The sequence below is a fragment of the Micromonospora sp. NPDC057141 genome, assembly GCF_042670805.1.
Lineage (GTDB): Bacteria > Actinomycetota > Actinomycetes > Mycobacteriales > Micromonosporaceae > Micromonospora.
In genome coordinates this window covers 1-25,574 of sequence record NZ_JBHUVA010000028.1, presented here as the reverse complement: position 1 = coordinate 25,574, position 25,574 = coordinate 1, and the positions used below count along the sequence as shown (strand labels likewise).

The following is a 25,574-nucleotide window of genomic DNA, read 5'->3' as shown; positions in this document are numbered from 1 at the left end:
ACTCCTCCGCCGGGGCCCGCCCCGTGTCGGACCCCGGTGAGCGTCCGCGCCGGCCGTCAGGCCGGCACGCCGACCCGGCCTCGGCCCCGTCGGCCACGCCGGGCCGGGGTAACCCCGTCGGGCTCCCCGCCGGACGGCTCGGGATCGTCGGGTCCGGCCCCAACGGCCAGCTCGGCCTGCCCGGCCAGGATCGGCCCGGCGCCGGCAGGGGACGGGTCGACCCCGGCCGTGCCCCGCCCGGTCAACTCCTCGTCGTCGCCGAACCCGCCGACCGCACCGGAATCACCGTCGAGCCCGCCGTCATCGACGGAATCACCATCGAGCCCGTCATCGTCGGCGGAATCGTCGTCGAGCCCGCCGTCATCGGCGGAGCCGTCGCCCAGGTCGTCCCGTTCGCCGAGGTCGCCCAAGCCGTGGGGGTCGAAGGAGGCACGGGCCGGGCCGAAGTCGCCCGGCTCGAAGTCTTCGTCGTAGGGGCGGTCCTCCAGGCCGCTTGGGGCCTGCCCGCGCGGGACCCGCTCGGTCGGCTCGCCGTGCACCCGGCTCTCTGCCTCGGCGTCCTCGACCGTGCTGGTGGCCACGTTCGGCCGGTTGCGCAGGAACCGGCCCCGCCCTCGGGACAGGTCGTGGCCGACGGCGACCGCCTCCAACTCGTACACCGTGCGGTGGTTGCCGGCGTCGTCGGTCCAGTCGCGGGTGTAGAGCCGGCCGGCGACCACCACCGGGTCGCCGACCATCACGGAGGCGGCCACCCCCTCGGCCAGCTTCCGCCAGCAGTTGACGCGGACGCGGAGGCTGTTGCCGTCGACCCACCGGCCGCTGCCCCGGTCGAGCCGGCGGGCGGTGGAGGCCACCTTGAAGTTGGCCACGAGCGTGCCGCTCTGGGTGGTGCGCCGCCACTCCGGCGCCGTCAAGACGTTACCGACGATCGTGACGTAGGTGTCGAACATCGTCCCTCCAGGGGAGATCGGTGGCTTGCCGTGGTGAGTCGACTCGCCGCCGACACTGGCCGCCCCGGCCCGCCCGCCGCCACTGCAAGGCCGCCGCCTGTGGACAAACTGGCGGCCTGTGGACAAAGACCTGATCAAGCCCGGATGTGCTAGGCCCCGGCCGGAAAGCGGCACGGGCGACCCGCCGGAGGCGTTTCCGGACGGACGGTGACTGGGTTCAGCTTTGATCACCCGAACCGTGCAACAACAAGCGGTTGCGCGACACCGGCCAGCCCGAGGAGCCCTGCCGGAGGCGGAGCTGGACGACAGTACGGGGCCGAACGACAGTACGGGGCCGAACGACAGCACCGGGCCGAACGACAGCACCGGGCCGAACGACAGCACCGGGCCGAACGACAGCACCGGGCCGAACGACAGCACCGGGCCGAACGACAGCACGGGGCCGGACGGGGCAGCGCCGGACGGGGTCGACACCGACGTCGACGCGCCCCGGGCCGACGCCGCGACCGCCTGATCCGACCCCCCGCGTGGGGAGATGGTGTCCGCCACGGCAGGCCGCCATCTCCCCGTCGGGGCTACCGTCGGGTAGCTTGCGGGCGTACCGTCGCGGTCGTGGAACCGGATGTGCTGGGGCCGCCGTACGAGCGGCAGACGATCGACCTGGGCACCGACGACGAGGGCCCGGTCGTCGCGACCCTGGTCCGCCGCCGGGCCGACCGGCCGACCCGCCGCGCGGTGCTCTACGTGCACGGCTACGTCGACTACTTCTTCCAGACCCACGTGGCCGACTTCTTCGCCGAGCGGGGCTGGGACTTCTACGCCCTCGACCTGCGAAAATACGGCCGCAGCCTGCTCGCGCACCAGACCCCGAACTTCTGCCGCGACCTCGGCGACTACTTCCCCGAGCTGGACGCCGCCGCGAAGATCGTCCGCACCGACGACGGCCACGACACGCTGCTGGTCATGGGCCACTCGACCGGCGGCCTCGTCATCTCCCTCTGGGCGCACGCCCGACGCGACGCCGGCATCGTCGACGGGCTCGTCCTCAACAGCCCCTTCTTCGACATCAACGCCCCCTGGGTGGTCCGCAGGCCCCTCGCGGCCGCCGTCTCGCGCCTGGGCCGCAGCGCGCCGCGCCGCCCGCTCCCCTTCGGCCTCGGCACGGTGTACGGCGAGAGCCTGCACGCCGAGCATCGGGGCGAGTGGACGTACGACCTGGCGTGGAAGCCGCTCGCCGGGTTCCCGGTCCGGGTCGGCTGGCTCAACGCGGTCCGCGCCGGCCAGCGGCAGCTCCGCGCCGGCCTCGACATCCCGGTGCCGGTGCTGCTGGCCTGCTCCACCCGCAGCTTCCGGGGCACGAGGTGGCACGACTCGGCGGCGCTCGCCGACGCCGTCCTGGACGTGGAGCACATGGTCCGCTGGGCGCCCCGCCTCGGCCGGCACGTGACCCTGGCCCGCTTCGACGGCGGCATGCACGACCTGACCCTCTCCGGCCCCGCCGTACGGGAGAAGGTCTTCGTCGAAGTGGGCCGGTGGGCGGAGGCGTTCCTCGCCGCCGGCCCGACGCCTGAGGAGCCGACCGCCCCGCCGTCGGCCGAGTCAACCAACCGGCCGTCGCCCGAGGAGTCGAGCGGCACACCGTCGCCCGAGGTGCCGGTCAGCCGGCCGCCCGCGGAAGCGAACGCGTCGAGCGCGGAGGCCGCCGCAGCGAGCTGACCGGGCGTAACAGGGGTGCCCGGCGGGGGCGGGCCGTGCGACGCTGAACGGGCGTCGACGGGCTGCCCCGTCGCGCCGGACCCCCTCGGCGCGGCGGTACCCTCTTGGCGCGAGACCACCAGCGCGCGCCCGTAGCTCAGCGGATAGAGCAGGGGACTTCTAATCCCAAGGCCGCAGGTTCGAATCCTGCCGGGCGCACCCTCACACAGCAGGGCTGACCTGCCGTTTCTTGCTCTTCTTGCGATCTTTCTCAGCGCCACCCTTCGATGGATTGGCCCCACGTGAGCCCGAGGCGGGCCCGGCGGTGCCCTTGGTGCGCCGACGCGGCACGAGGCGGGCCGTCGCCTCGGCAGCTTCCATGGCAAGCTCCGGCAAGACGCACACGTAGGTGTTCGCCATCAGCGAGTAGGAGGGACGCCCAAGCAATTCCTGAACCACCTTTTTGTCGATACCGGCCAAGAGCGCCATTGACGAGTTCCTCCGTGCCCTGGGCCTGTTCCCCGTTGACCAGCACCAGCGGCTCATCGACCTGGAACACTACCTGCGCAACTGCGACTGTGACGCCTGCCGGCGGATAGGCGACGACGTCAGAGCGGCGTTCGAGGCGGCTCGGTACGACGAGACGAGCGCGGCCGACGAGCGCCTCGACACCGCCGAGCGCCTCGCGGTGGAGCACGGGGTCCACCGTCGGTCCAGCGACGACCCAGGTCGCAGCCGTGGTCAGGCCACCCGGTGGGCAACCCGGTCCGGGCCCCCGGTCGCGGCGACCAACGCGAGCTAAAAGGGACGGGTCGGCGGGATCGGGTACGTCGTCACCGACGGCCGGTACGGGCTACGCGGCCGGGGCACCGGCCGGCTCGATCCGACCGACCCGTCCCGGGTCCTCATCAACGAGCTGCGCGCGGTCGAGTATCTGCTGACGCGTACGACGAACCGCCGGTCGGGCTGACGGTGCTGTTCGACAATCTGAGCGCGGTGGAGTGGCTGGACCGCTGGCAGGCCGGCGTCGTCGACGAGATGCCGGCCGGCTACCGGCTCCGGGTACGCCGTTTCGGCGCCCAGCCCACGCTGGTCCGGCTCGCCACCCGGGTGGCCGCCCATCCGGACCTGACCTTCGGACACGTCAAGGGCCACCGCAACCACCCGCTCAACGAGGCTGGGGAGGCGCTGGCGCACATGGCCCGCCGCCAGGAGGAGTCCTTCGATCTGCGGCCCCGCGCGTACGCCCTGGTCGACACGTTCCTGCGGGACTGGCACACCAGCCGCACCCGTGACCTGGCACCGCCTTCTCCCCGTCCACCTGGCCGGTCCCCGTGGGGACGACGCGCGCCGGGCCGAACGGCGGCACCGGTCGACCGCGCCGCCCGCAGGGCGGCGTTTCCCGTCTCGGTTGAATCCGAGACGGGAAACCCGGCGCGGGACATAATCGTATGGCCGGTCCGGATGCGACCAGGCGGTCAGACTATCGGGGGAAACCATGTCGGTCAGAATGCGGCTACAGGTCTTCGACAACACGGTCGGTAAGATCGACAATATTCCGTACGCGTCCGGGTTGACAGTGCACCAGGCGATGGAGCAGGCGTTCGACCAGCACACCGCCAAGGCGTACAGTTTCGTCATCCGGTACTACGGGCGGAATCTCGGCTATTTCGTCAGCATGATCGACGAACTTTCCAACCAGACGGGAAGCGATCCGAACACGTTCGTGTTCTGGGAGCTCTCGGTGAACGGCAAGATCGCTGACTCCGGGGCGGACACCACCGTTCTGCACGATGGCGACGAGATCGGCTGGAACTATCTCGGCTATGCCCCGGGCCGGCACGATGGCACGGTGTACGAGCGGGTCCGTGACCGGCACCTGACGCCAGTCGGCGTCAGGTAGCCGCGTTGTTCCCAACGCGGACAACACCGGGCAGGTAAGCCCCTCCGATGACACCGGTCGGACAGTCCCGAATAGGCGCATTGAGGGCGGCTGCTCAAGCTCCCGACGCCGCCGCAGATCTCTAGCACGCTGGTTCTTCCTACGCAAACGCGCGGATGTTCTACGCTTCACCCCGAAGGTGCCGTTCCCCTGGATGGTCAGTGATCTTGACAATCTAGATCATCCAGGCCAGGACGGCACTTTCCTTACTCCCCAGGGGTATCCTGGACTACCTACTGCAAAGCCCGTGAATTCTTGAGGTCAGCACGATCTACTCGCTGATGGACAGCGGCTACACCGGTAGCGCGACCTTCCGGATCATCACCGGCACCAACGGCTGACCATGCGTGCTTGGCCGTCACCTGCGGCCGTCACCTGCTGACGGCCAGCACGCTCAGCAATACAGTCAAGCGGCCCGTCAACAAGGAGGACCGGCCATGACTGCATTCAGGATGCGACTCGCGACAGTCTTCGTCGTGACTCTGGTCCTCGTAGGGACGCTCAGCTGGACAGCCGGGCTGTGGCCCGACGACGAGTCCCGCGCGACTGTCGACCATTGCTACGTCACCTACGACCGGCTGGAGGTCATGCACAGCCGTTGCGTCGGCAACTGGACCCGGGGCGGCCGTGGGCATCAAGGGCCGATCCACGGTGTCGAGGTCGAGGAATCCTGGAAGGTCGTCAATGAGGACGCCAGCAACGCATACGAATGGGAAGTCGTCGTCCCGGCCTCGGCCAAGCAGCCGTGGGTGCTCGCCGACAGCCGGCAGGCCCGGACGCCTTCGTCGCGGGCCCTGCCATGGGGCCTGATTCCCGCTTCCCTCGCGGCACTGCTGGTTGCGCTGACGTGGTCGGTCACCGCGACAGTCGAGGCCCGCAGGCGTGCACCAAGCTGTGTGAGTGAGTCGGCCGGCTCGACAGCCACGGTCTGACGGGCCACTTCCCTTCTACCGACTTCCCTGTCACCCGCCACCAGCAGTACCCCGCACCTGCATCGCCCGGTGCGGCACTTCGGCGGCCGGGGCCCCAGCAGGGCCGCTCTGTCGTGCGGTCGGAACGGCAGCCGGGCGGGTGGGCTTACGGGTCGCGGGCGCGGGGCGCTGCAGCCGTAGCCCGGCCGGCTGGACGAAGATCGACCGGCGGGCGACCGCATCCCCCTTGTCGTTGAGCTGGTAGACGTCGAGCCAGCACCACTGGTCGTACGTGATCCAGTCGAGCACCCGGATGACCCGGCACATGATCGGCTCCACGAACTGCACGCTGGCCGCCCGGGTCACCTGCACCAAGTCACCCGCCTTTAGCAGCGATGCGCCCGTGGCCGGCGCCTTGCGACCGCCGGTCACGACTCCTCCCCCGACCCGCGCCGAAGGCCCTCCCCGGGCCGGCGCCGACTGCCTTCTCCCGACCCGCGCCGACTGTCGTGCTCCCCGGGCCAGTGCACGCGGCCGATCGGGATGCGGTGGCGGGCCCGGCAGGGCAGTTCCGCGCCGCAGCGGCACACCCTGCGCCAGCGCTTCCAGCTCCAGACCGGCCGATGCCGGCGGGCCAGCGTCAGGGCGACGGCGACCACGTATTCCTCGTACGTCACGCGCATCGGGCGTCCTTTCCGAGAATAGCGCCGGCCCGCCCGCGCGTGACTCGCAGCGAGCGGGACAGCAGGCTATTGCCGACGCCATTCCTGACGCCCCTCAGCACCTGCCGACATTTGACAGCATGTGACGCCACAACCACCTTGCGCAACGCTCCCCACCCCCTCTAATCTCAATTCGTCTTGACACCCGAGGAATGGAGGAGAGAAATGCGCGGGAAAAGGCGCGGCATGTTGCACGAGAGGCACGGTGATGTTGCATGACGGATGAAACAAGCGGGTCGACGGTCCCCCGGCGGCAGCTCGGCAGGCTGCTCACGCAGCTCCGCGAGGACGCCTCAGTCTCGCTGGACGGCGCCGCCGAGGGGCTGGACTGCTCGCGGCAGAAGGTGTGGCGCATCGAGAAGGGCCTCGTGCCGGTGCGGCTGGTAGACGCCCGCGCCATGTGCGAGATATACCGCGCGCCGGAGGACATGAAGGCGATCGTCACCGGCCTGGCGAAGGAGACCCGGGCCAAGGGCTGGTGGCACTCGTACGGCGAAATTGTCCCGCCCTGGTTCTCCCTCTACGTAGGCCTGGAAAGCACCGCCGCAAAAATGCGCCACTACGACGCCGAGCTGATCCCGGGACTACTCCAGACCCGCGAATACGCCGCCGAACTCTTCCGCCGCAAAAATCCCACGATGACCGAGGCCGAGCGGGAGAAGCTCGTCGAGGTGCGGATGCACCGCCAGCACGTCCTGACCCGGCGGCTGCCCAGCGCACCCACGCTGAAGGCGGTGCTGAGCGAGGCCGTGCTGCGGCGCACCATCCCCGACCGGCGGGCGATGGCCGGGCAACTGCGGCACCTGCTCGACATGGCCGCGCTGCCCAACGTGAGCCTGCGCATCCTCCCGCTGGCCGCCGGCCCGCCGCTGGCCAGCGAGACGGGCACCTTCGTGGTGCTGGACTTCCCGCAGGCGTTCGGCCGGGCCTCGACCGAGCCGACGACCGTCTACCTGGAGAACATCACCGGCGCGCTCTATCTCGACCGGCAGGCCGAGGTGGCCGCCTACGAGCACGTCTGGTCCGACCTGGAAACGCTCGCCTCCGATGAGGCAGAATCAGAGAAAATGATCAACATGATCATCGAGGAGCGCGCATGAGTGAACTTGCCGGTTCCGTCTGGCGCAAGAGCACCCGCAGCGGCGGGAGCGGCGGCAACTGCGTCGAGGTGGCCGCCAACCTGCCGGGCCTCGTCGGCGTACGGGACAGCAAGGACCCGGCCGGGCCGGCGCTGCGCTTCGCCCCGACGGCCTGGTCGACCTTCGTCGGCCAGGTACGACGCGCACCGCGCTGACCGAACCCGGAACCGGGACCACAACCAGGACCCAAACCGGGACCGCGACCGAACCCGCAACCAGGACCGGGACCGGGACCGCAACCGGGGCAGAACCCGCGACCGGGGCCGCCCACCGGCAAGGTGGGCGGCCCCGAAGCCCGCCAACGGGCCACGATCGAAGGGAAACGACCGGCAGGTCAGCCCCGGCCAGGGTGGCCGCCGACCAGGGTGGTCAACGAGCGCGGCGGCAACTCGACCGTCGGGTGCCCGCCGGGCCCGGAGACGAGCCCGCCGACCTTCTCCAGCTTGTGCGTCGAGTCGGTGAGATAGGCGGTCGGCCTCCACAGGTCGACGGTGGTCCGCACGGTCTCGGTCGAGGTGTTGATGATCTGCACGACCTCGGTGCCGTCGGCGTTGCGGTAGGCCGACACCGCCAGGCCCGCCGGCGCGCCGTCGACGCCGATCCGCACCGCGCCGGGCCGGACGAACCGGCTGTACGCGGCGAAGGCGTACAACCGGGAGGACACCCGGTAGCTGTCGGTGGCGTTGTCGACCTGCACGAGGGCCGCCGTCGCGCCCCGGGAGGACCCCAGCCAGTAGACGAAGGCACTGGCGTCGGCCTTCGCGAGGGTGTCGTGGATACGCTGGGCGACCGCGATGCCGTCGGTGCCCTTGCCGCTGTCCCACGCCTCGTTCCAGCCGTCGGCGGTGCTCGACGGGGCCCACTCCGTCATCCAGACCGGCTCCGTGGTCGGCAGCGGGCGATCCGAGGGGCTGGCGTAGCCGTGCCCGGTGAACAGGTCCAGGTGGCGGCGGGCCTCCGGGTCCGCCTCGATCGCCTGGGCGTACGCGTCCGACTGCTGCCAGCCGAACGAGTCGCAGCAGGCCAGCTTCACCCCGGCCTGCTCGGCGACGGGGCCGAGGACCTTCACGAACTCGGCGGCCTGCGCCGGGGTGAAGCGCATCGAGGCGTACGGGGCGGTCCAGTCGGGCTCGTTGGTGAACCCGATCTCGTCGATCCGGATGCCCTCCTGCCGGTAGAACGTGGCGTACTGCACGAGATAGCGCGCGTACGCCTCCCGCCAGTCACCGCTGGCGCAGGTGACACCGGCCAGGCCGCAGAGGCTGCCGCCGTTGGCGTCGGTCCCGTTGTCCTTCATGTATCCCGGGGCGCTCCACGCGTCGGCGTAGAACCGGTTGATCCCGTGCTTGCGCGCCTCCTTGGCGTACCACACCTGGCCGCCGTCCCAGCCGTCCCACCGGTAGTTCGGGGTGGCCGCCGGCCCGCCCGGGTCGGTCGGCTGGATGGACAGCATGTTGTCGTACACGTCGGTGGTCGACGAGCCGATGCCGAGCCGCAGGATCGTCGGCGCGGCACCCGTCTTCCGGTCGAGGAGCAGGTCGAGGACCTCCGCGCGCTTCGCCTCGGACAGGTCATGGACCAGCGTGGCGCGCTGGAAGGCGATGGAGTAGCCGAAGCCGTCGATGCTCTGGTGGATCTCGGCGCGATCGAGGTCGAGGCCCGGCGGGGGACCAGGGCGGAGGCCGGCGTGGGCAGGCGTGCCGGCCAGGACGGTGACGGCCGCGACAGCGGTGACGAGAATGCGGGATCGAAGCACGAATCTCTCCTTGACGTCGCGCGGGAGACACTCCGGGCATACTATAGACATTGATGCTCGTCGTCGGGCAGCGATTCTTCCGAGAAGGGGGCAGGAAATGCGAACGACCACGCACGGGAATATCGGAAGGCTGGCGGGGGGCCTGGTTTCCGTGGCCGTCCTCGCCATCGCCACGGCCACGCCGGCTCAGGCCGCAGCGCCGGCTCAGGCCGACACGCCGGCCCGCGTCCACGTGGCCACGATCATGGTGGCAGACTCGTCTACCCAACCCTTCCGCATCACCTACGGCGCGTCGATCGCCGAAGGCACCGTCACCTTCTACAACCGCAGCCTGGACATCACCGGCTACGTGAAGGCGGTCAGCGCCTCGCGGACGGTGGAGTTCATCGGCTACAACGGCGACCTCAGCTGCTACTTCGACGAGACGCGCACCGCCTCCGCCGGCACCACCCGCACGTTCGGATTCGGCGAGACGTGCGACGTAGCTGGCGGATTCGCCGCGGTCGACGTCTATTTCCCGGTCTAGCCGCCGCTCACCGCCCGCCGACCGCGCCTCACCCACACGGATCTTGGACAGTTTCCGTCAGCTGCGAACAACAAGTGTCCAAGGTCCAGAGAAATGCGGCAGCGACCGACCGGCGTCCCGTCAACGAAGGTGTTCGCAGGGCACTTCCGCCCCCTGGTGCCAGACACTGCCCCTCACCGCAACGGGGTAGGTGACCCCCCTGGTCCGCCGGTCGGCGGTCTCGACCGATAATCGCACCACCAGCGGCTCGCTCCCGAAGGCGCTCGCACATTCGAGGCGGAGCTTGACGTCGATCCACCCGACGCCGCCAGACCTCAGCAGCCGCGGCTGGCCGGTGTCCCGGAGCACCACCCCCGGCTCCTGCCCGGTCACCGCACGAAGCGTGACCGGCCCAGGGCCGGCGTTGACCACAGCCAGTTGCCCGCCCATCTGCAGAACGGTCAGGGACGACGCCGCCCGCCTCCGTCGGCTCGCGACCGCCCTCGTCCAGATCGATCACGTCCCGCTGCCCCGACACGCCACGAGCCTAGACCCGCTTGCCGCCACGCCAGCGGGCGAGCGGAGACCAGGGAGATCTTGGAAGAATTCGGCCCCTGGAGGGGCCACCAGCTTCCAATATCTCCTGGGGTTGATCCGCAGCCACCGCCGGGCCAGCGGCCGTCAGCCGACGGGGGCGGTCGGGCCGCCGCCGCGGCCCCGGTCGTCGAGCACGAGGGGGGCGCGACCGCGCACCGCGTACCGGATGTGGGTGACCTCCGGCGTGGCGACGACCCGCGTCGGGGTCAGCTCGATGGCCTCCCTCTCCCCGAGCCCGAGCCCGGCTTCGGGTCCGGCGTCGGTGCCACCGCCGAGGCCACCACCGGAGCCGCTGCCGGGGCCGGCGTCGAACAGCCGCAGCCCCGCGCCGAGCACGACCGGCACGACGTGCAGCTCCAGCTCGTCGAGCAGGCCGGCCCTGAGCACCTGCCGGACGAGGCTGCCGCCGCCGGCCACGGCGACGTCCCGGCCGCCGGCCGCCGCGCGGGCCTGCTCGACGGCGCTGGCCACGCCGTCGGTGACGTACGTGAAGCTGGTGCCGCCCCCGCGCACCAGGGTCTGGCGGGGGCGGTGGGTGACGACGAAGACGGGCGCGCGGAACGGCGGCTCCTCGCCCCACGGCACCTCGCCACCGTCGGCCATCCGCCGCCCCATCACGTACGCGCCGGCCGCGCCGAAGGACTCGGCGACGATGTCGGAGTTGGTGTCCTGCTCGCCGCCGGCGAAGCCCTGCCGTTCGCGCCACGACATCGCGTTGGTCGCCCAGCGGGTGACGCGGAAGAAGGCGGCGCTCTCGGCCGAGTCCATCCAGTCGCCGTCGCCGGTGTGCCGGGGGCCGGCGTAGCACCCGTCCAGCGACACGGACAGCTGCGCGGTCACCTTCGTCATCTCGCGGTGTTCCTCTCCGTCGGGCGGGCTCCGGTTCCGGCACCCCTCAGGAAACGGACGGAGCCGGCAGAGGAACACCGACACGACACCTGGGTGACGAGCGTCACAGCTACGAGGGGCGCAGTGCGAGTTCGCCGACGGTCTGGCCGCCGCTGCGTTCCCCCGTCGGGCGGAACCCGAGCCGCAGGTAGAACTCCTCCGGCCCGTCCGCGCCCGGCTCCCAGGTGGTGTAGATGCGCCGTTCGCCGCGCCGCTGGGCCTCCTCGGCCACGGCCCGGACGGCGAAGCGCCCGTACCCGCGCCCCTGCCGCTCGGCGGCGATGTTCAGCCGCCACAGCCCGGAGCGCAGGTCGGCCGGGGTGTCCTCGCGCCACGGGATGCGGAAGAAACCCATCAGGAAGCCGACGAGGTCGTCGCCGTCATAGACGAGCTGGGGCCAGGCGACGTCCGGCCAGGCGTACGCCTCCGCCAGCGACCGGGCGACCGGCTCGACCAGGTGCTCCTGGTCGGGCCGCACCCGCAGGTCGCAGGCGGCGTCGACGTTGGCCGGCGTGATCTTCTCCAGGCGGGGGGAGGACATCGGGGCACTCTACCCAGCGCGCCGCCGCACCCCCACCGGGTTTCCGCCGTCGAGCCCGGCCGCCGAGCAGGGCCAGGGCGACCAGCAGCAGGGGCCCGCCGGTGCGGCGTGCCCGGGGCAGGTCAGGCGGCGGAGGTACGCCGGCCGCCCCGGTCGAGCGCGAGGGCCTCCTCCGGCGTCGGCGCGGTGCCGCCGAGGTGGGCCGGCTGCCACCACGTGTCGTCTCCGGCCGGGGTGTCCGGGTACGACCGCTGGACCCGGTCGACGAGGGCGGTCAGCCGGGTCTTCAGCTCGGCGCTCAGCGCGTTCGCGTCGGCGTGGTCGGCCGGATCGATCGGCTCGCCGACCAGGATGGTGATCGGGGTGTGCCGGCGGGTCAGCGTCCTCGGCCGGCCCTTCGTCCACAGTCGCTGGGTGCCCCAGAGCGCGACCGGCAGCAGCGGCACGGCGGCCTCCTGCGCCATCCGGGCCGCCCCGTTCTTGAGGTCCTTCACGGTGAACGAGCGGCTGATGGTGGCCTCGGGGAAGACGCCCACCACCTCGCCGCGGCGCAGCGCGTCCACGGCCGTGCTGTAGGAGCCGGCGCCGGCCCGCCGGTTGACCGGGATGTGCTTCATGCCGCGCATCAGCGGGCCGGAGACCTTGTGCGCGAACACCTCGTGCTTGGCCATGAACCGCACCAGCCGGCCGGACTCGTGCGCGCCGTAGCCGCAGAAGATGAAGTCCAGGTAGCTCACGTGGTTGCTGGCCAGCACCGCGCCGCCGGTGCGCGGCACGTGGTGGCTGCCCTCCACGGTCAGGCGCAGGTCGAGGACCCGGAACATCGTCTTGGCGGCGGCGATCACGGGCGGGTACACGAGTTCCGGCATCCGGCGACTTTACCCTGATGGGGGTAGGGACACGCCAGGGCCGGAGGCCCCGTCCCACGGCGTGCCGCCACCCAGCGCCACCCCCGCCGGCCGACCGGAACCGGCCGTCGCTCAGTCGGCCAGCCGGTGCAGGTCCAGCCGGCCCCGGGCGAACGCGTCGACCTTGCCCCACCGGCCCGGAATGTCCAGCACCTCGATCCGGCCCATGCCGATGGGCAGGCGCGGCTCGACCGACAGGTGCTCCTCGTACGGCTCGATGCCGAGCATGGTGCGCAACAGCAGCATCGGGGCGCCCGTCGACCAGGCCTGCGGGCTGCACGCCGTCGGATACTCCACCGGGAACTTGGTCAGCTCCCGCCGGTAGCCGCCGAACGCCTCCGGCAGCCGCCCGTCGAAGTAGCGGGCCGCGTCGATGATCCCGTTGGCGATGACGGCGGCCTCCTCGGCGAAGCCGTACCGGCGCAGCCCCCACGCGATGAACGAGTTGTCGAACGGCCAGATCGTGCCGTTGTGATAGCCGATGGGGTTGTAGCGGACCTCCCCCTCGGCCAGGGTCCGCACCCCCCAGCCGGAGAACAGCCTCGGCCCGACCAGGTGCTCGGCGATCCGTTCCGCCCGGTCGTTGTCGACGATGCCGCTCCACAGCAGGTGGCCGATGTTGGAGCTGAGCACCTCCGCCCGGCCGCCGTCGGGGTCGAGGGCGAGGGCGTAGTACTGGCCGTCGTCGACCCACCAGTCCCGGTTGAACCGTTCCTTGAGCTGCGCGGCCTCCCGCTCCAGCCGGTCGGCGTACGCGGCGTCGTCCCAGAACTCGCGCGCCAGCCGGGCGGCCCGGATCTTCGCGTCGTACGCGTACCCCTGCACCTCGCAGGTGGCGCGGGGGAAGGGCAGCAGAGTGCCGTCGCGGTACGAGATCGAGTCCCAGGAGTCCTTCCAGCACTGGTTCTCCAGGCCGGTGTCGGTGTTGCGCCGCTCGTACCAGATGTAGCCGTTGCCGACGAGGTCGGCGTAGTCGTCGATCCACCTCAGCGCGGCCCGGCACTCCTGCTCCAGCTCCCGCACCAGCGACACGTCCCCGCTCCACCGCTCGTACTCGTCGAGCAGCACCACGAACAGCGGCGTCGCGTCGACCGAGCCGTAGTACGGCGAGTGCGGCTGCTCCTCGAACGCGGCCGTCTCGCCGTAGCGCATCTCGTGCAGGATGCGCCCGGGGTCCTCGTCGCGGAAGTCGTCGAACCGGGTGCCCTGCAACGAGGCGAGGATGCGCAGCGTCGTCTTGGACAGCGCCGGGGCGAACGGCAGCACCTGGAGACAGGTCAGGATGCTGTCCCGGCCGAACATCGTCATGAACCAGGGCAGGCCGGCGGCTGGCAGGGTGGTGCCGCCGAGCGACAGGGGCGAGAAGCGCAGCGCGGCGAGGTCGACCAGGCTCCGCTGGTAGGTGCGGGCCAGGTGCTCGCACTCGCTGTTCACCTTCGGCGCGGCGGCGATCCACTCCTGGAGGTCCTGCTGGAGGGCGAGCCGTTCGGTGCCGTGCGCCCGCACGCCCATCCGCAGGTCCCGCCCGCCCGGCCCGAGGGCGAAGGTCTGCACGTCGATGTCGGTGCTCCACTGCTCGTTGGGTTCGAGGTGGACGCTGAACGAGAAGCCGTTGCGGTCGTACGTGGCGGTCCGCGAGCAGGAGATGACGGTCTCCCGCCGGAAGTTGCCCCGGCGGTAGCCCAGGCGCAGCCGGTCGGCCTCGGCCTCGGCGTACAGCTCGCCCTTCTTGTTCACGATCTCGTCCTTGACCTGGAAGAGGTCGGCGAAGTCGGCGCCGGCGTCCATCCGGACCCGCAGGTCGACGGGCTTCTCGTCGTGGTTGAGGATGGTGACCTGCTCCCGGAAGCTGCCGCCGACGGTCCGCTCGCGGATGATCGACAGCTTCGCGTCGACGTAGTGGGTGGCCATCCCCGGCACCAGGAAGAACCGCGCCTCGAAGTACTGGAGGTCGTCGTAGGACAGGGCGTTGAGCCGCTCGCCGTCGACGGTCAGCACCCACCGGGACAGGAACCGGGTGTCGAGGGAGAACATGCCGGTGGGTTCGCTCGGTGTCGCCTCGATGTCGCCGGTGTCCTCGGAGACGACGAAGGTGCTGCCGTCGAGGATCCGGACCGTGTTGCTCTCCGCCATCAGCACGCCTCCTTCTGCTGGAACAGCCGGTGCGGGCCCTGGCTGGTCGGCGGGCCGGGGAAGAGCCGCTCCAGTTGCACCAGCAACCGGGCGTCGCCGCTGACCGTGATGTCCCCGCGCAGGATCGCCGCGATGCCGTGCTCCCGGCCGGCGGCGAGGTCCTCGAAGAGGGTGGGACTGGTGTTGACGACCGTGTCCGCCTCCCGGTCCTCCCGGCTGACGCTCATCCGGCCCCGGTCGACCGCGACCAGCCAGTGGGTGGTCTGCGGCCCCTCGTGCAGGTCGAAGCGGATGGTTCCGGACGTCTTGACCAGCAGCGGTTCGTACCCCCGCCGGTCCAGGTCCTCGAAGAATCCGGTGGTCGCTTCCAGCATCGGGCCCCTCCCCTCCCGCCGACCCGCGGCGTTCGACGTCGCGGAGGGGGTCCCCGTCCGGTACGGGGTCAACCTCACCCGGATCGGGTGAGGCGGCGCGGCGGCGCGGCGGGCACGACGCGACGCCGGCCCCCGACGTCGGGGGCCGGCGTGCCGCGGCGGACGGTCAGTTGTTGGGGTCGTCGGCGCTGATGTCCGCCAGCACCGACTGCGGTTCCCGCTCGACCGCGAGGTCACCCATGGAGATCAGGCCGACCAGCCGGCCGTCGTCGATCACCGGCAGCCGGCGTACGGCGTAGGTGCGCATCAGATCGGCGGCGGCCACGGCGTCGTCGTACTGGCTCACCGTGATCACGTCGCGGCTGGTGATCTCGTTGAGCCGGGTCGTACGGGGGTCCCGCTCGTCGGCGACGCCCCGGACCGCGATGTCCCGGTCCGTGACGATGCCGACCACGTCGTCACCAGCGGTGACCACCACGTCGCCGATAGAGCTGTCGCGCATCTCCCGCGCGGCGGCGGTGAGCGTCTCGTGGCCGTCCATCGTCACCAACCGGGTCGTCATGAACTCTCCGACCGTTGTCATGGTGCTCCTCTCTCGTGTCGGCACCGCCGTCTACCCGCCGCCCCGACGGGGTAACGCCACGCCACCGCACCGGCAGGGGTGCGCCCGGCGGTCAGCGCAGGTCGGCGGCGACGAGTTCGGCGAGCTGGACGGCGTTGAGGGCGGCGCCCTTGCGGAGGTTGTCGTTGGAGCAGAACAGGGCGAGGCCGTGCTCCACCGTCTCGTCGGCGCGGATCCGGCCCACGTACGTCGGGTCGTGGCCGGCGGCCTGCAACGGGGTCGGCACGTCGGACAGGGCCACGCCGGGGGCGCCGTCGAGCAGTTCCCGGGCCCGCTGCGGGGTGACGGGGCGGGCGAACCGGGCGTTGATCTGGAGCGAGTGGCCGGTGAAGACCGGCACCCGGACGCAGGTGCCGGACACCTTCAGCCCGGGGATCTCCAGGATCTTGCGGCTCTCGTTGCGCAGCTTCTGCTCCTCGTCGGTCTCCGCCGAGCCGTCGTCGACGATCGAGCCGGCGAGCGGGAGCACGTTGAACGCGATGGTCCGGGCGAAGGCCCGGGGGGCGGGGAACTCCACGGCCGCACCGTCGAAGGCCAGCCCGGCGGCCTGCTCGGCGACCTTGCGGACCTGCTCCTCCAGCTCGGCCACGCCGGCCAGGCCGGCCCCGGAGACCGCCTGGTAGGTGGAGACGACGAGGCTCACCAGTTCCGCCTCGGCGTGCAGCGGGCGCAGCACCGGCATCGCGGCCATGGTGGTGCAGTTCGGGTTGGCGATGATGCCCTTCGGGCGGTTCGCGGCGGCGTGCGGGTTGACCTCGGCGACGACCAGCGGCACGTCCGGGTCCATCCGGAACGCCGACGAGTTGTCGATCACCACCGCGCCGGCCTCGGCGACCCGGGGGGCCAGCTCCAGGGCGGTGCCCTTGCCGGCGGAGAAGAGCACGATGTCGAGGCCCGCGTAGTCGGCCGTGGCCGCGTCCTCGATCGTCACCTCGCCGCCGCGCCACGGCACGGCCCGCCCGGCCGACCGGGCGGAGGCGAACAACCGCACCTGCTCCGCCGGGAACTCGCGCTCCGCCAGCACCTGCCGCATCACGCCACCGACCTGGCCGGTGGCCCCCACAATGCCGATCCTCATGCCCGCGAGGCTACCCAGGTCGGCGCCCGGGCCGGGAACGCTTTCCCACCGCCCGGGCGGCGACGCGGATCACACCTCCTACGGCCGGCCGTCGATGATCTCCCCGAGGTCGGTGGCCGCCAACTCGTCGCGGATGAGCGCGGCGTCGCCCTCGACCACCAGCGTCAGCGACTCCGGGTGCAGATGGGTCGCGGCGGCGGCCGACACCTCGGCCACGTCGGCGGCGAGCAGGGACTCACGCAGCCGGGCGTGGTAGTCGTCCGGCAGGTCGTGCACGACCAGGGTGGTCAGCGCCGACGCGATCGCCCGGGGGCTCTGCAACTCGACCGAGAGCTGCCCGGCCCGCCACGACCGGGCCACCGCCAGCTCGTCCTCGGTCACCCCGCCGACCCGGGTACGGGTGATCTCCCCGACCGCCTCGACCAGGGCCGGCGCGGTGACGGCCGTCTGCACCCCGGAGCTGACCGCGAACCGGCCGAACCGGCGCGACGAGGCGAAGTCGCCCCGGATGCCGTACGTGTAGCCGCGCACCTCGCGGATCAGGTGGTTGAGCCGGGAGGTGAACGCGCCGCCGAGCACCGTGCCGGCCAGGGTCGTCGGCACGTGGTCGGGGTGCGCCCGGTGCGGGGCGGTGTGGCCCAGCCGCAGCGTGGACTGCACCGACCCGGGCCGGTCGACCAGGATGATCCGCCGGCCGGCGCGCAGCGGCACGTCGAGCGGGCCCTCCGGCGCGACCGGGCCGCCGCCGGTGCCGGCGAAGGCCGCCGCGCCCAGCGCGTCCAGGTCGAGCCGGTCCAGGTCACCGGCGACGATCAGGGTGCCAGGGCGCAGGAACCACTCGGAGTGGAAGACGGTGACGTCCTCCGGGTCCAGGGCCGCCACCGAGTCCGGGTCGCCGTACATGGGTCGGCCCCAGCGGTTCTGGGCACCGAACAGGTCGGCCCGCAGCGCCGCCTCGGCCCGAGGGCCGGGGTTGGCCCAGTCCATCCGCAGGGCGGTCGCCTCGTCGTCGCGGACCCGCCGCACGTCCTCCGGGTCCAGCTTCGGCGTGCGGACGGCCTCGGCGAGCAGCCCGACGGCGGCGCCGAGCCGCTCCACCGGCACCTGGACGCCGACCTGGAAAGAGTCCCAGTCCAGCCCGGTCACCAGCTCGGTGCCGAGCGCCTCGATGGCGAGCGCGTACGCGGTGGCGTCCCGCTGCGCGGTGCCCTCCTCCAGTGCCTTGGCCAGCACCGCGCCGAGCCCCTCCCGGCCGGCCGGCTCGCGGCTGGCCCCGGCGTCGAGCAGCAGCAGCGCCACGGCCAGGTTCTGCCCGGGCAGGTGCGCGGCGACGACCCGGCCGCCGGCCACGTCGCGGCGCACCACCTGCGGGAACCGGTACGGCCGGGCCAGCCCCGGCCCGGGACGGTCGGCGATCAGGCTCATGCGGTCTCCTCGGGCAGGTAGGTCAGGGTGACCCGGTCCTCGGCGCGCAGCACCTCGGCGGCGAGTTCGGCGATCTGGTCGGCGGTGACCGCGAGCCAGGCGGGCAGCCGCTCGGCGGCCTTCGCCGGGTCGCCGAACTGGGTGGCGTACCGGCCGAGGGCGTCGGCGCGGCCGTCGACCGTGGACATCTGCCGCCACCACGCGGTGCTGAGCAGCGCCTTGGCCCGGTCCAGCTCGGTGGCGGTGACCGGCACGGTGGCCAACTCGTCGACGACCTCGGCCACCCCGGCGGCCAGCCGCTCGCCGGTCACCCCGGGGCGGGCGGTGGCGGTGACGATCAGCGGGGCCGGCGCGTGCCGCAGGTCCACCCCGTACGCGCCGACCAGGTCGGGCTGGGCGAGCCGCTCGCCGTCGGCGAGGCGCTGGTAGAGCCGGCTGCCCCGGCCGCTGCCCAGCACGGTGGCGAGGACGGTCAGCACGTCGTACCCGGCGGTGCCGAACGGGTGGGTGCGGTGCGCGACGAACACGCGGGGCGCGGGCACGGCGGCGGTGACGGTCTCCGCGACCGGCGCGCCGGTGGCGCTCACGTGCCGGCCGTCCGGCGCGGCCGGGATCGACTCACGGGCCGGGATCGCGCCGAAGTACTTGTCGGCCAGCGCGAACACCTCGGTCGCCGCGGCGTCGCCGACCACGGTCAGCACGGCGTTGTTCGGCGCGTAGTACGTGCGGTGGAAGGCCTGGAAGGTGGCCAGGTCGGCGGCGTTCAGGTCGGCCATCGACCCGATCGTCGCGTGGTGGTAGGGGTGCCCGGGCGGATAGAGCAGCGGCAGCAGCCGCAACCACGCGTCGCCGTACGGGACGTTCTCGTAGCGCTGGCGGCGCTCGTTCTTGACCACGTCGCGCTGGTTGTCCAGGGTCTCCTGGGTCAGCGCCGGCACCAGGCCGCCCATCCGGTCGGCCTCCAGCCAGAGCGCCAGCTCCAGGTGTTCGGCCGGGACGGTCTCGAAATAGTTCGTCCGGTCCGGGTTGGTGGTGGCGTTCAGCGAGCCGCCCGCGCCCTGGACGAGCTTCATGTGCTCGGTCTTCGCCACGTTCACCGAGCCCTCGAACATCAGGTGCTCGAAGAGGTGGGCGAACCCGGTCTGCCCGTCCGGCTCGTGTCGGGAGCCCACGTCGTACCAGAGGTTCACCGCGACCGCGGGCGCGGTGCGGTCCTCGCTCACCACCACACGCAGGCCGTTGTCCAGTCGGGTCGTTTCGATCGGCCAGGGGTAACCGCTGTCGGGCATGGCCCGACGCTATCCGATCTCGCGGGCGGAGACGTGACGCGCACGGGTCGGCGCGGCGCACCACGGGGCCGCTGGCGTCAACCCCGGCGGCGGCGCGCACCGCCGGGCCGGCGTCGTGGCGGGGTAGGGGCCCAGTCCGGGGGCTCGATCGTGGTCGCCGTCTCGTCGGAGGTGCGCTGCTCCAGCACCGTGTCGGGGCGGCGTTGCGGTCGGCCTCCCGCAGGTCGGACTCGGCGAGGATCGCCTCGGCCTGGGCCCGGGCGTCGTCGCTGCCGACCGCCGCCTCCTCGGGCAGCAGGTGCGCGCGGGAGGAGATCCGGTCGGCGACGGGGTGAGCCTTTCCCGCCGCGTCGGGTAGGCTGGTCGGCGTGACGCGGTCGTATCGATGGTTTAGACAGCCGGCTGGAGGAGCCGGTGACTTCACCATGATCTGACGTCACTCCTCTTCGAGCCGGCTGGGCAGGGGCCTGATTCCCTGCCCTTTTGCGTACGAGCAGCCGGCTCGACCTCGGGCGCCGGCCCCGGGGCACGGTCGGCGGAAGGAACCCCACCGTGACGTCCCCGGACAGCCACCGCGTGATCGACCAGCGGATCGACCGAGTCGTGCCGTTGACCACCCCTGCCCTGCTGCACCACCACCTGCCCCTGGACGCCGCGCTCACCGAGGCCGTGCTCGACGGCCGCCACGCGGTCGCCCGGGTGCTGGACGGCGCCGACGACCGGCTGCTGGTCGTGGTCGGCCCGTGCTCGGTGCACGACCCGGCCGCCGCCCTGGAGTACGCGGCCCGGCTGCGCGCCGCCGCCGACCGGCTCGCCGACGACCTGCTGATCGTGATGCGGGTCTACTTCGAGAAGCCGCGTTCCACCGTGGGCTGGAAGGGCCTGATCAACGACCCGGCGCTGGACGGCTCCGGTGACGTGAACACCGGCCTGCGCACCGCGCGGGCGCTGCTGCTGGACGTGCTGCGGCTGGGCCTGCCGGTGGGCTGCGAGTTCCTCGACCCGATCACCCCGCAGTACATCGCCGACACGGTGGCCTGGGGCGCGATCGGCGCCCGCACCGTGGAGAGCCAGGTGCACCGGCAGCTCGCCTCCGGGCTGTCCATGCCGATCGGCATGAAGAACCGCCCCGACGGCAGCATCGGCACGGCCGTGGACGCCATCCGCGCGGCGGGCGTCCCGCATGTCTTCCCCGGCATCGACGTCTCCGGCACCCCGGCGATCATGCACACCCGGGGCAACGCCGACGGCCACCTGGTGCTGCGGGGCGGCAACGACGGTCCGAACTACGACGCCGCCTCCATCGCCGCGGCGCTGGCGCAGCTGCGGGCGGCCGGCCTGCCGGAGCGGGTCGTGGTCGATGCGAGCCACGCCAACAGCGGCAAGGACCACCGCCGCCAGCCGCTGGTCGTCGCCGACGTCGCGGCCCAGCTCGCCGCCGGCCAGCGCGGCATCGTCGGGGTCATGCTGGAGAGCTTCCTGCTCCCCGGCCGGCAGGACCTGGACCCGACGCGGGAGCTGGAGTACGGTCGCTCGATCACCGACGCCTGCCTGGGCTGGGACGACACCGGGGAGGTCCTCGACACCCTGGCCACCGCCGTCCGCACCCGCCGCACCACCCCGGACCCCACCCCGGACCCCACCCACCCGGCCCCGGCCCGCCCCGGTTCGGCTCGGTGATCAAGAGGTTTGCGTCAGGAGTGCACCGAATCCTGACGCAAACCTCTTGATCACGCCGGGCGGGGGCGGGGGAGGATGAGAACAGTGGCGCCCCGGCCGGAGGCCTGGGCGCCACTGGTGTCGGTGTGCAGGTCGCCTCTCGGCGCGTGGCGCGACGCGGCTCCAGCCGGACGGTATTCCGCGAAGGCATTTCAGGTGAGGCCCGGGGACACTGGGCACACCGACACACGTCACAACCGGCGGGGGCAGGCCGATGTTCCGGCCCCCGACGTGACGGGCGTCACGCCGCCGGTGCGGCCCGGCAGGCGCGACGCGGGACCGTCTCCGCGCTCGACCCGTTCCGGGTTTGACCGTTTCCGCCCCGGGTAGCTGGTCGTCGTGACCGACGAAGCACCCGTGACGACAGCGCCCGTGAGCGACGCCGGGCCGATCGGCGAGCCGGACACCCGGCCGCTCGACGAACTGCTCGACGACGTCTACCGCGGCCAGGAGCGGATCAGCCAGGCGGACATCTACCGCCGGGCGGTCGCCGCCGAGCTTCCCGCGGTTCTGCTCACCCGGATCGCCGCCCTCCCCCAGGGCGAGTACGCGGTGGACGAGGCGGCCGACCTGCTGGGCGGGTCGGCGCCCTGACGCCGCACCCCGACGCCGCACCCTGACGCCCCGGCCGCACCCTGACGCCCCGACGCCGCACCCTGACGCCCCGGCCGCGCAACCGAGCCGCGCAACCGAGAGGACAGCGAGATGACCGATCGCCAGGAGCAGCACCACGAGCACATCGAGGCGCTCGGCCAGCCACCGGAGGGCCTGGACACCACGCCCGAGCCGGACTTCGCCAACGAACACGACACCACGGCCGTCGACGCGGACGTGATCACCGGCGAGGACGAGGACGAGCGCGAGCCGGAGTCGCCGCACGGCTGGTCCGGCATGCAGCGCTGACGCCGGCGAGCACGGCGAACCCGAAGCCCGAAGGGGACGGAGCGGACCGGCAACGGTCCGCTCCCCTTCGGGCGTACGGGACCAGGTCAGTCCTTGTGGTGGCCGCCCTCGGCCGCCTGCTGGGCCACGGCGTAGCCCATCTGGAGGAAGTCGGAGGCGGCGACCGCGGTCAGGGCGGTGGCCACCAGCCGGGTCAGCCGGGGGGCCAGGACGAGGCCGCCGGTGAGCCCGGTGGCCACCCAGACGGCCAGGCAGAACGGGCAGCTCAGCAGCTCGCCGATGGCGTGCCGGGTGGGGCTGCCCGAGTCGCGGACCTGCTCCATCACCTCGCCGCTGCCGATCGGGTGGTCATAGCGGGTGAACGGGGCGCGCAGCGGGCTGGTGACCGCGTCCTTGGACAGCAGCCGGCTGAGTTTGTGGGTGGCGATGGCGAGCAGCACCACGTCGGCGGTGGCCGGCCGCTCGGGCACGGGCCGGCCGGTCGCCCTGACCAGGCCCGCGATCGTGGCGGTCACGCCCACGTACGTGCCCATCGCCGCCAGGTAGCCGCCCAGCGGGCGGTACTCGTGCGGCGCGTACGCCTGGCGCAGTCGCGCCACCTTCTGCTTCAGGCTGCTCTCGCTCAACCCGCTCTCCTCATCGTGTGCGCGTCGCGGCCCCGCCACGGGGTCCGCCAGAGGGCCCGCCCGCCGGCCGCTCAGCCGGCGGTCAGGTTGTCGGCCACCTCGCGGGCGAGGTTGGCCAGGATCTCGTCGGCGAGCCCGGCCTCCGCCCCGCCGGCCGCGTCGGCGAGATCGAGACACACCCGCGCGCCCCCGGCATCGGCCGGCTCGACCCGGATCTCGGCCGACCAGCCGGGCGCGGAGGTGCTGCGCCACCAGGCCCGCAGGTCCCCCGCGTCGACCTCGGGGCGGCTGTCGCCGTCGGAACGCAGCGGCTCGGGCAGCCAGGCGGCGACGCGATCCGGGTCGGTCGCCGTGCTGAACACCACCTCGGGCGGCGCGGACATGCCGCGCTGGGCGCGTGCGGTCATCACTCGTCCCGCAGCCGGGCCGGGTCGATCTCCCGCCCCGGATGCCGGGCCAGGTACTCGGTCTCCAGCTCCGCCGTGCGGCGCAGGTGGTTGGCGAGCGCCGAGTCCGACGCGTGCCGCAGCGTGTCGAGCCGGGTGCGGTGCAGGCTGCGCATCTCGCGGATCAGGTCGTCGTCGGCGAGTTCGGCGGGGTCGATCCCGGGTTCCTCGTCGGTGGCCGGGTCGCGCAGGTGGTCCCCGTCCCATTCGGGCATCCGCTGCTCCGGGCTGGCCTCCGCCGGGCTGGCGGTCCGCCGTGGTGATTCGGTCATGTCGCCCCCCTCGTCTCGTCTGGGCTGGCGTCTAGACGGATGCCCAGCCGCGCCCCGGGCAAACCACCGGCGCTACGACGCCGCGTCGGAGACGGCGCCGCCGCCCGGTACCCTCGATGCCATGAAACGGCTCTGGACACCGGCGTGGATCGCCCGCCACGTGGCCATGGTCGTGCTGGTCGTCGGCTTCCTCGGGCTGGGCTGGTGGCAGATCACCCGGGCCGCCGGGGGCAACGCGCTGAGCTGGGGGTACGCGGTCGAGTGGCCGGTCTTCGCCGCGTTCGTGCTCTTCGTCTGGTGGCGTGAGCTGCGGCACGCCCTGCGGTCGGCCCCCGGCGACGAACCGGCGGACCCGGCGGTGGCCGAGCCGGCCCCGGCGGACCGGGTCGCGGCGGCCACGCCTGCGGGGGCACGCCGGCCGGTGCGGGTGTCCCGCGCGCCGGCGGTCCCGGTCGACGGCGCGGACGACGCCGACCTGGCCGCCTACAACCGCTACCTGGCCTGGTTGAACGCCAATCCGGGCGCCCGGCCCGGTGACTATCCCGGCTGAGGCCGGTTCGCGACTATCCGGCGCAGGCCGGTTCGGAAGGACGGACGAAGGTGGGCGGAGCCCTTACCCGATACCGCGTGATCGCCTGGATCGTGGGCGTGGCGCTGGTCGTGCTGGTGCTGGTCGGCATGCCCCTGAAGTACGGCTTCGACGAGCCGACCGTGGTGGCGGTCGTCGGCACCGCGCACGGCTGGCTCTACATGGTCTACCTGGCCGCGACGTTCGACCTGTCCCGCCGGGCCGACTGGCCGCTGAAGCGGATGCTACTGGTGATGCTCGCCGGGACCGTCCCGTTCGTGTCCTTCTACGCCGAGCGTCGGGTCAGCGGCTGGCTCGCCCCGCAGCCCGCCCCGGCCGTGGAGCCGGTGGCCGGCTGAGCCTGCGCCCCGCGCGGCTCATCCGACCGTTTCGCCCCTTTCGCCCCTGCTTCACCTGCGGGTAACTTCCGTCCCGCGATAGGTTGATCAGGCCGGACCGGTCGACCGCCGTCCACCCGGACAGCCCCGGGCCGGTGCCGACGCGGCGTCCGCGACGTCGTGCCGGCTGGTGGGAGAGGAGCCCTCCGCTCTTGTCGTCCCTCAGGAATTCGCTGCGCGCACTGGTGACGGCCGGCCTCGTGGCCGTGCTGATCGCCCCGGCGTCGGTGGCTCGGGCCGAGCCGACCCCCGCCGAGTTGACGCGGCGGATCGAGAAGTCCTCGACCGAGCTGGAACGGGTCGTCGAGTCCTACAACAAGCTCACCGAGGACATCACGGCGAACAAGGCCACCGCGGCGAAGCTCGCGGCCCGGATCGGGCCGTTGGAGGCGCAGGCCGCGCAGAGCCGGGCGGACGTCGGCACGATCGCCGTCACCGCGTACAAGTCGGGCCGGCTGGACACCGCCAACGCGCTGCTGAGCCCGGGCGGGCCGAGCACCCTGCTGGACCGGCTCGACACCCTCGACCAGCTCAGCCGGCAGCGCCAGCAGCGGATCACCGGCTACACCGAGAACCAGCGCCGGCTGCTCGACCAGAAGGAGCGGCTGGACGCCACGCTGACGAAGCAGGCCGCGCAGGCGAAGCAACTCGTCGCCGGCCGCAAGCGGATCGAGAAGGACCTGGCCGAGCTGTACGAGATGCGCCGGCTGGCGTACGGCCGGGCCACCGAGCCGGCCCCGCCGAAGACGCGCTCGGGCGGGAAGTCCGGCGATCAGGCCCCCGCCGTCTCGGGCCGGGCCGGCACGGCCGTCCGGTACGCGTACGGCGCCCTCGGCAAGCCCTACGTCTGGGCCGCCGACGGTCCGAACGGATACGACTGCTCCGGGCTCACCTCCGCCGCCTGGCGGGCGGCCGGCAAGTCGCTGCCGCACAACACCCGGATGCAGTGGGGCGTGGTCAGCCACATCAGCCGCAGCGAGTTGCGCCCGGGCGACCTCGTCTTCTACAGCAGCCTGGGCCACGTGGCCATCTACGTCGGCGACGGCCAGGTGATCCACGCGCCGACCTTCGGCCGCAACGTGGAGAAGCGGGCCCTCGCCCTGATGCCGCCCTACGGGTACGGCCGGGTCCGCTGACCGGCTGTCTCCCCCGCACGACGGCGAACGG

The 25,574-nt window shown here is 72.5% G+C and carries 32 protein-coding genes, 1 tRNA gene and 1 pseudogene; 17 read left to right on the top strand and 17 right to left on the bottom strand.

The window, feature by feature from the left end; all coding sequences use genetic code 11:
* Positions 1 to 56: 56 nt before the first annotated feature.
* On the bottom strand, positions 57 to 950 hold the full coding sequence (ssb, locus tag ACFT41_RS16705; RefSeq protein ID WP_377586788.1) for a single-stranded DNA-binding protein: 894 nt from the start codon (positions 948 to 950) through the stop codon (positions 57 to 59).
* A 238-nt stretch (positions 951 to 1,188) separates the two neighbouring features.
* Here ssb and ACFT41_RS16700 point away from each other — a divergent pair, with 238 nt between their 5' ends.
* From ACFT41_RS16700 to ACFT41_RS16690, 3 genes are all read left to right on the top strand, one after another.
* On the top strand, positions 1,189 to 1,464 hold the full coding sequence (locus ACFT41_RS16700; protein ID WP_377613904.1) for a hypothetical protein: 276 nt from the start codon (positions 1,189 to 1,191) through the stop codon (positions 1,462 to 1,464).
* Between the two features lie 98 nt (positions 1,465 to 1,562).
* Positions 1,563 to 2,666 carry an alpha/beta hydrolase gene (locus tag ACFT41_RS16695; protein WP_377586787.1) on the top strand — a complete coding sequence of 368 codons (1,104 nt, stop codon included), beginning with the start codon at positions 1,563 to 1,565 and terminating at the stop codon, positions 2,664 to 2,666.
* Between the two features lie 125 nt (positions 2,667 to 2,791).
* Positions 2,792 to 2,864: transfer RNA gene (locus ACFT41_RS16690), tRNA-Arg, on the top strand.
* 3 nt (positions 2,865 to 2,867) lie between these two features.
* Here the strand turns inward: ACFT41_RS16690 and ACFT41_RS16685 are convergent.
* Entirely contained in the window at positions 2,868 to 3,134 is a 267-nt protein-coding gene (locus ACFT41_RS16685; RefSeq protein WP_377586786.1) for a hypothetical protein, read from the bottom strand.
* Between ACFT41_RS16685 and ACFT41_RS16680 the strand changes: the two genes are divergently transcribed.
* From ACFT41_RS16680 to ACFT41_RS16665, 4 genes are all read left to right on the top strand, one after another.
* Complete coding sequence (locus tag ACFT41_RS16680; protein WP_377586785.1) at positions 3,109 to 3,447, top strand: hypothetical protein; 339 nt, start codon at positions 3,109 to 3,111, stop codon at positions 3,445 to 3,447. The two genes, ACFT41_RS16685 and ACFT41_RS16680, sit on opposite strands and share 26 nt — an antisense overlap.
* A gap of 170 nt (positions 3,448 to 3,617) precedes the next feature.
* Positions 3,618 to 4,190: a hypothetical protein gene (locus ACFT41_RS16675; protein ID WP_377586784.1), complete on the top strand. Its 573-nt coding sequence runs from the start codon at positions 3,618 to 3,620 to the stop codon at positions 4,188 to 4,190.
* Positions 4,156 to 4,548, top strand: coding sequence for a DUF4430 domain-containing protein (locus tag ACFT41_RS16670; RefSeq protein WP_377586783.1), 393 nt, complete (start codon positions 4,156 to 4,158; stop codon positions 4,546 to 4,548). The genes ACFT41_RS16675 and ACFT41_RS16670 overlap by 35 nt, the downstream gene beginning before the upstream one ends.
* Positions 4,549 to 5,063: 515 nt before the next feature.
* On the top strand, positions 5,064 to 5,519 hold the full coding sequence (locus tag ACFT41_RS16665; RefSeq protein ID WP_377586782.1) for a hypothetical protein: 456 nt from the start codon (positions 5,064 to 5,066) through the stop codon (positions 5,517 to 5,519).
* 30 nt (positions 5,520 to 5,549) lie between these two features.
* Here ACFT41_RS16665 and ACFT41_RS16660 read toward each other — a convergent pair whose 3' ends face one another.
* The gene (locus ACFT41_RS16660) at positions 5,550 to 5,891 is read right to left on the bottom strand and encodes a hypothetical protein (RefSeq protein WP_377586804.1); all 342 of its coding nucleotides are present in this window, start codon (positions 5,889 to 5,891) and stop codon (positions 5,550 to 5,552) included.
* A gap of 35 nt (positions 5,892 to 5,926) precedes the next feature.
* Positions 5,927 to 6,181, bottom strand: a complete 255-nt coding sequence (locus tag ACFT41_RS16655; protein ID WP_377586781.1) for a hypothetical protein — start codon at positions 6,179 to 6,181, stop codon at positions 5,927 to 5,929.
* A gap of 43 nt (positions 6,182 to 6,224) precedes the next feature.
* Between ACFT41_RS16655 and mprA the strand changes: the two are divergent.
* The 3 genes and pseudogenes from mprA to ACFT41_RS16640 all read left to right on the top strand — a co-directional run.
* Positions 6,225 to 6,269 (top strand): annotated as a pseudogene (gene mprA / locus ACFT41_RS16650) (MprA protease, GlyGly-CTERM protein-sorting domain-containing form); the annotation flags it as partial.
* 166 nt (positions 6,270 to 6,435) lie between these two features.
* Positions 6,436 to 7,320, top strand: coding sequence for a helix-turn-helix domain-containing protein (locus tag ACFT41_RS16645; RefSeq protein WP_377586780.1), 885 nt, complete (start codon positions 6,436 to 6,438; stop codon positions 7,318 to 7,320).
* Positions 7,317 to 7,514 (top strand): DUF397 domain-containing protein, encoded by a 198-nt coding sequence (locus ACFT41_RS16640; protein WP_377586779.1) that lies wholly within the window; start codon positions 7,317 to 7,319, stop codon positions 7,512 to 7,514. The genes ACFT41_RS16645 and ACFT41_RS16640 overlap by 4 nt, the downstream gene beginning before the upstream one ends.
* Before the next feature lie 179 nt (positions 7,515 to 7,693).
* Here the strand turns inward: ACFT41_RS16640 and ACFT41_RS16635 are convergent, their stop codons facing one another.
* Entirely contained in the window at positions 7,694 to 9,115 is a 1,422-nt protein-coding gene (locus ACFT41_RS16635) for a glycoside hydrolase (RefSeq protein ID WP_377586778.1), read from the bottom strand.
* A gap of 97 nt (positions 9,116 to 9,212) precedes the next feature.
* Here ACFT41_RS16635 and ACFT41_RS16630 point away from each other — a divergent pair, with 97 nt between their 5' ends.
* Complete coding sequence (locus ACFT41_RS16630; protein ID WP_377586777.1) at positions 9,213 to 9,641, top strand: hypothetical protein; 429 nt, start codon at positions 9,213 to 9,215, stop codon at positions 9,639 to 9,641.
* Between the two features lie 660 nt (positions 9,642 to 10,301).
* Here ACFT41_RS16630 and ACFT41_RS16625 read toward each other — a convergent pair.
* From ACFT41_RS16625 to ACFT41_RS16585, 9 genes are all read right to left on the bottom strand, one after another.
* A complete protein-coding gene (locus ACFT41_RS16625; RefSeq protein ID WP_377586776.1) occupies positions 10,302 to 11,066 on the bottom strand; it encodes a dihydrofolate reductase family protein in 765 nt (254 codons plus the stop codon).
* 109 nt (positions 11,067 to 11,175) lie between these two features.
* The gene (locus ACFT41_RS16620) at positions 11,176 to 11,646 is read right to left on the bottom strand and encodes a GNAT family N-acetyltransferase (RefSeq protein ID WP_377586775.1); all 471 of its coding nucleotides are present in this window, start codon (positions 11,644 to 11,646) and stop codon (positions 11,176 to 11,178) included.
* Positions 11,647 to 11,768: 122 nt separating this feature from the next.
* Entirely contained in the window at positions 11,769 to 12,515 is a 747-nt protein-coding gene (locus tag ACFT41_RS16615; protein WP_377586774.1) for a lysophospholipid acyltransferase family protein, read from the bottom strand.
* 111 nt (positions 12,516 to 12,626) lie between these two features.
* A complete protein-coding gene (locus ACFT41_RS16610; RefSeq protein ID WP_377586773.1) occupies positions 12,627 to 14,687 on the bottom strand; it encodes a glycogen debranching N-terminal domain-containing protein in 2,061 nt (686 codons plus the stop codon).
* Positions 14,687 to 15,061 carry an SCP2 sterol-binding domain-containing protein gene (locus tag ACFT41_RS16605; RefSeq protein WP_377586772.1) on the bottom strand — a complete coding sequence of 125 codons (375 nt, stop codon included), beginning with the start codon at positions 15,059 to 15,061 and terminating at the stop codon, positions 14,687 to 14,689. Before ACFT41_RS16605 ends, ACFT41_RS16610 begins: the two co-directional genes overlap by 1 nt.
* A 166-nt stretch (positions 15,062 to 15,227) precedes the next feature.
* Positions 15,228 to 15,644, bottom strand: a complete 417-nt coding sequence (locus tag ACFT41_RS16600) for a CBS domain-containing protein (RefSeq protein WP_377586771.1) — start codon at positions 15,642 to 15,644, stop codon at positions 15,228 to 15,230.
* A 91-nt stretch (positions 15,645 to 15,735) separates the two neighbouring features.
* Positions 15,736 to 16,761: an aspartate-semialdehyde dehydrogenase gene (locus tag ACFT41_RS16595; protein ID WP_377586770.1), complete on the bottom strand. Its 1,026-nt coding sequence runs from the start codon at positions 16,759 to 16,761 to the stop codon at positions 15,736 to 15,738.
* A gap of 78 nt (positions 16,762 to 16,839) precedes the next feature.
* A complete protein-coding gene (locus ACFT41_RS16590; RefSeq protein WP_377586769.1) occupies positions 16,840 to 18,186 on the bottom strand; it encodes a M16 family metallopeptidase in 1,347 nt (448 codons plus the stop codon).
* Complete coding sequence (locus ACFT41_RS16585) at positions 18,183 to 19,475, bottom strand: M16 family metallopeptidase (protein WP_377586768.1); 1,293 nt, start codon at positions 19,473 to 19,475, stop codon at positions 18,183 to 18,185. Before ACFT41_RS16585 ends, ACFT41_RS16590 begins: the two co-directional genes overlap by 4 nt.
* Positions 19,476 to 20,027: 552 nt before the next feature.
* On the opposite strand from ACFT41_RS16585, the gene ACFT41_RS16580 reads away from it, so the two are divergent.
* The 3 genes from ACFT41_RS16580 to ACFT41_RS16570 all read left to right on the top strand — a co-directional run bounded on the left by ACFT41_RS16580 (position 20,028) and on the right by ACFT41_RS16570 (position 22,097).
* Complete coding sequence (locus ACFT41_RS16580; RefSeq protein WP_377586767.1) at positions 20,028 to 21,155, top strand: 3-deoxy-7-phosphoheptulonate synthase; 1,128 nt, start codon at positions 20,028 to 20,030, stop codon at positions 21,153 to 21,155.
* 378 nt (positions 21,156 to 21,533) lie between these two features.
* Positions 21,534 to 21,788 (top strand): hypothetical protein, encoded by a 255-nt coding sequence (locus tag ACFT41_RS16575; RefSeq protein WP_377586766.1) that lies wholly within the window; start codon positions 21,534 to 21,536, stop codon positions 21,786 to 21,788.
* Between the two features lie 111 nt (positions 21,789 to 21,899).
* On the top strand, positions 21,900 to 22,097 hold the full coding sequence (locus ACFT41_RS16570) for a hypothetical protein (protein ID WP_377586765.1): 198 nt from the start codon (positions 21,900 to 21,902) through the stop codon (positions 22,095 to 22,097).
* An 86-nt stretch (positions 22,098 to 22,183) separates the two neighbouring features.
* Here ACFT41_RS16570 and ACFT41_RS16565 read toward each other — a convergent pair whose 3' ends face one another.
* The 3 genes from ACFT41_RS16565 to ACFT41_RS16555 all read right to left on the bottom strand — a co-directional run bounded on the left by ACFT41_RS16565 (position 22,184) and on the right by ACFT41_RS16555 (position 23,441).
* Positions 22,184 to 22,723: a DUF1360 domain-containing protein gene (locus tag ACFT41_RS16565; protein WP_377586764.1), complete on the bottom strand. Its 540-nt coding sequence runs from the start codon at positions 22,721 to 22,723 to the stop codon at positions 22,184 to 22,186.
* A 71-nt stretch (positions 22,724 to 22,794) separates the two neighbouring features.
* Positions 22,795 to 23,130 carry a hypothetical protein gene (locus ACFT41_RS16560; protein ID WP_377586763.1) on the bottom strand — a complete coding sequence of 112 codons (336 nt, stop codon included), beginning with the start codon at positions 23,128 to 23,130 and terminating at the stop codon, positions 22,795 to 22,797.
* Positions 23,130 to 23,441: a DUF6158 family protein gene (locus ACFT41_RS16555; RefSeq protein ID WP_377586762.1), complete on the bottom strand. Its 312-nt coding sequence runs from the start codon at positions 23,439 to 23,441 to the stop codon at positions 23,130 to 23,132. The genes ACFT41_RS16560 and ACFT41_RS16555 overlap by 1 nt, the downstream gene beginning before the upstream one ends.
* A 121-nt stretch (positions 23,442 to 23,562) precedes the next feature.
* On the opposite strand from ACFT41_RS16555, the gene ACFT41_RS16550 reads away from it, so the two are divergent.
* From ACFT41_RS16550 to ACFT41_RS16540, 3 genes are all read left to right on the top strand, one after another.
* Complete coding sequence (locus tag ACFT41_RS16550) at positions 23,563 to 23,991, top strand: hypothetical protein (RefSeq protein WP_377586761.1); 429 nt, start codon at positions 23,563 to 23,565, stop codon at positions 23,989 to 23,991.
* A gap of 50 nt (positions 23,992 to 24,041) precedes the next feature.
* Positions 24,042 to 24,368, top strand: coding sequence for a DUF3817 domain-containing protein (locus ACFT41_RS16545; RefSeq protein ID WP_377586760.1), 327 nt, complete (start codon positions 24,042 to 24,044; stop codon positions 24,366 to 24,368).
* A gap of 191 nt (positions 24,369 to 24,559) precedes the next feature.
* Positions 24,560 to 25,543: an NlpC/P60 family protein gene (locus ACFT41_RS16540; RefSeq protein WP_377586759.1), complete on the top strand. Its 984-nt coding sequence runs from the start codon at positions 24,560 to 24,562 to the stop codon at positions 25,541 to 25,543.
* Positions 25,544 to 25,574: the final 31 nt, after the last annotated feature.

Bases quoted from the DNA above. Each gene is read 5' to 3' on its own strand.
- ACFT41_RS16600 (WP_377586771.1), bottom strand. From the start codon at position 15,644: ATGACAACGGTCGGAGAGTTCATGACGACCCGGTTGGTGACGATGGAC.
- ACFT41_RS16685 (WP_377586786.1), bottom strand. From the start codon at position 3,134: ATGGCGCTCTTGGCCGGTATCGACAAAAAGGTGGTTCAGGAATTGCTT.
- ACFT41_RS16630 (WP_377586777.1), top strand. From the start codon at position 9,213: ATGCGAACGACCACGCACGGGAATATCGGAAGGCTGGCGGGGGGCCTG.
- ACFT41_RS16625 (WP_377586776.1), bottom strand. From the start codon at position 11,066: ATGACGAAGGTGACCGCGCAGCTGTCCGTGTCGCTGGACGGGTGCTAC.
- ACFT41_RS16570 (WP_377586765.1), top strand. From the start codon at position 21,900: ATGACCGATCGCCAGGAGCAGCACCACGAGCACATCGAGGCGCTCGGC.
- ACFT41_RS16555 (WP_377586762.1), bottom strand. From the start codon at position 23,441: ATGACCGAATCACCACGGCGGACCGCCAGCCCGGCGGAGGCCAGCCCG.
- ACFT41_RS16610 (WP_377586773.1), bottom strand. From the start codon at position 14,687: ATGGCGGAGAGCAACACGGTCCGGATCCTCGACGGCAGCACCTTCGTC.
- ACFT41_RS16615 (WP_377586774.1), bottom strand. From the start codon at position 12,515: ATGCCGGAACTCGTGTACCCGCCCGTGATCGCCGCCGCCAAGACGATG.
- ACFT41_RS16605 (WP_377586772.1), bottom strand. From the start codon at position 15,061: ATGCTGGAAGCGACCACCGGATTCTTCGAGGACCTGGACCGGCGGGGG.
- ACFT41_RS16645 (WP_377586780.1), top strand. From the start codon at position 6,436: ATGACGGATGAAACAAGCGGGTCGACGGTCCCCCGGCGGCAGCTCGGC.
- ACFT41_RS16670 (WP_377586783.1), top strand. From the start codon at position 4,156: ATGCGGCTACAGGTCTTCGACAACACGGTCGGTAAGATCGACAATATT.
- ACFT41_RS16595 (WP_377586770.1), bottom strand. From the start codon at position 16,761: ATGAGGATCGGCATTGTGGGGGCCACCGGCCAGGTCGGTGGCGTGATG.
- ACFT41_RS16585 (WP_377586768.1), bottom strand. From the start codon at position 19,475: ATGCCCGACAGCGGTTACCCCTGGCCGATCGAAACGACCCGACTGGAC.
- ACFT41_RS16655 (WP_377586781.1), bottom strand. From the start codon at position 6,181: ATGCGCGTGACGTACGAGGAATACGTGGTCGCCGTCGCCCTGACGCTG.
- ACFT41_RS16640 (WP_377586779.1), top strand. From the start codon at position 7,317: ATGAGTGAACTTGCCGGTTCCGTCTGGCGCAAGAGCACCCGCAGCGGC.
- ssb (WP_377586788.1), bottom strand. From the start codon at position 950: ATGTTCGACACCTACGTCACGATCGTCGGTAACGTCTTGACGGCGCCG.
- ACFT41_RS16590 (WP_377586769.1), bottom strand. From the start codon at position 18,186: ATGAGCCTGATCGCCGACCGTCCCGGGCCGGGGCTGGCCCGGCCGTAC.
- ACFT41_RS16550 (WP_377586761.1), top strand. From the start codon at position 23,563: ATGAAACGGCTCTGGACACCGGCGTGGATCGCCCGCCACGTGGCCATG.
- ACFT41_RS16560 (WP_377586763.1), bottom strand. From the start codon at position 23,130: ATGACCGCACGCGCCCAGCGCGGCATGTCCGCGCCGCCCGAGGTGGTG.
- ACFT41_RS16620 (WP_377586775.1), bottom strand. From the start codon at position 11,646: ATGTCCTCCCCCCGCCTGGAGAAGATCACGCCGGCCAACGTCGACGCC.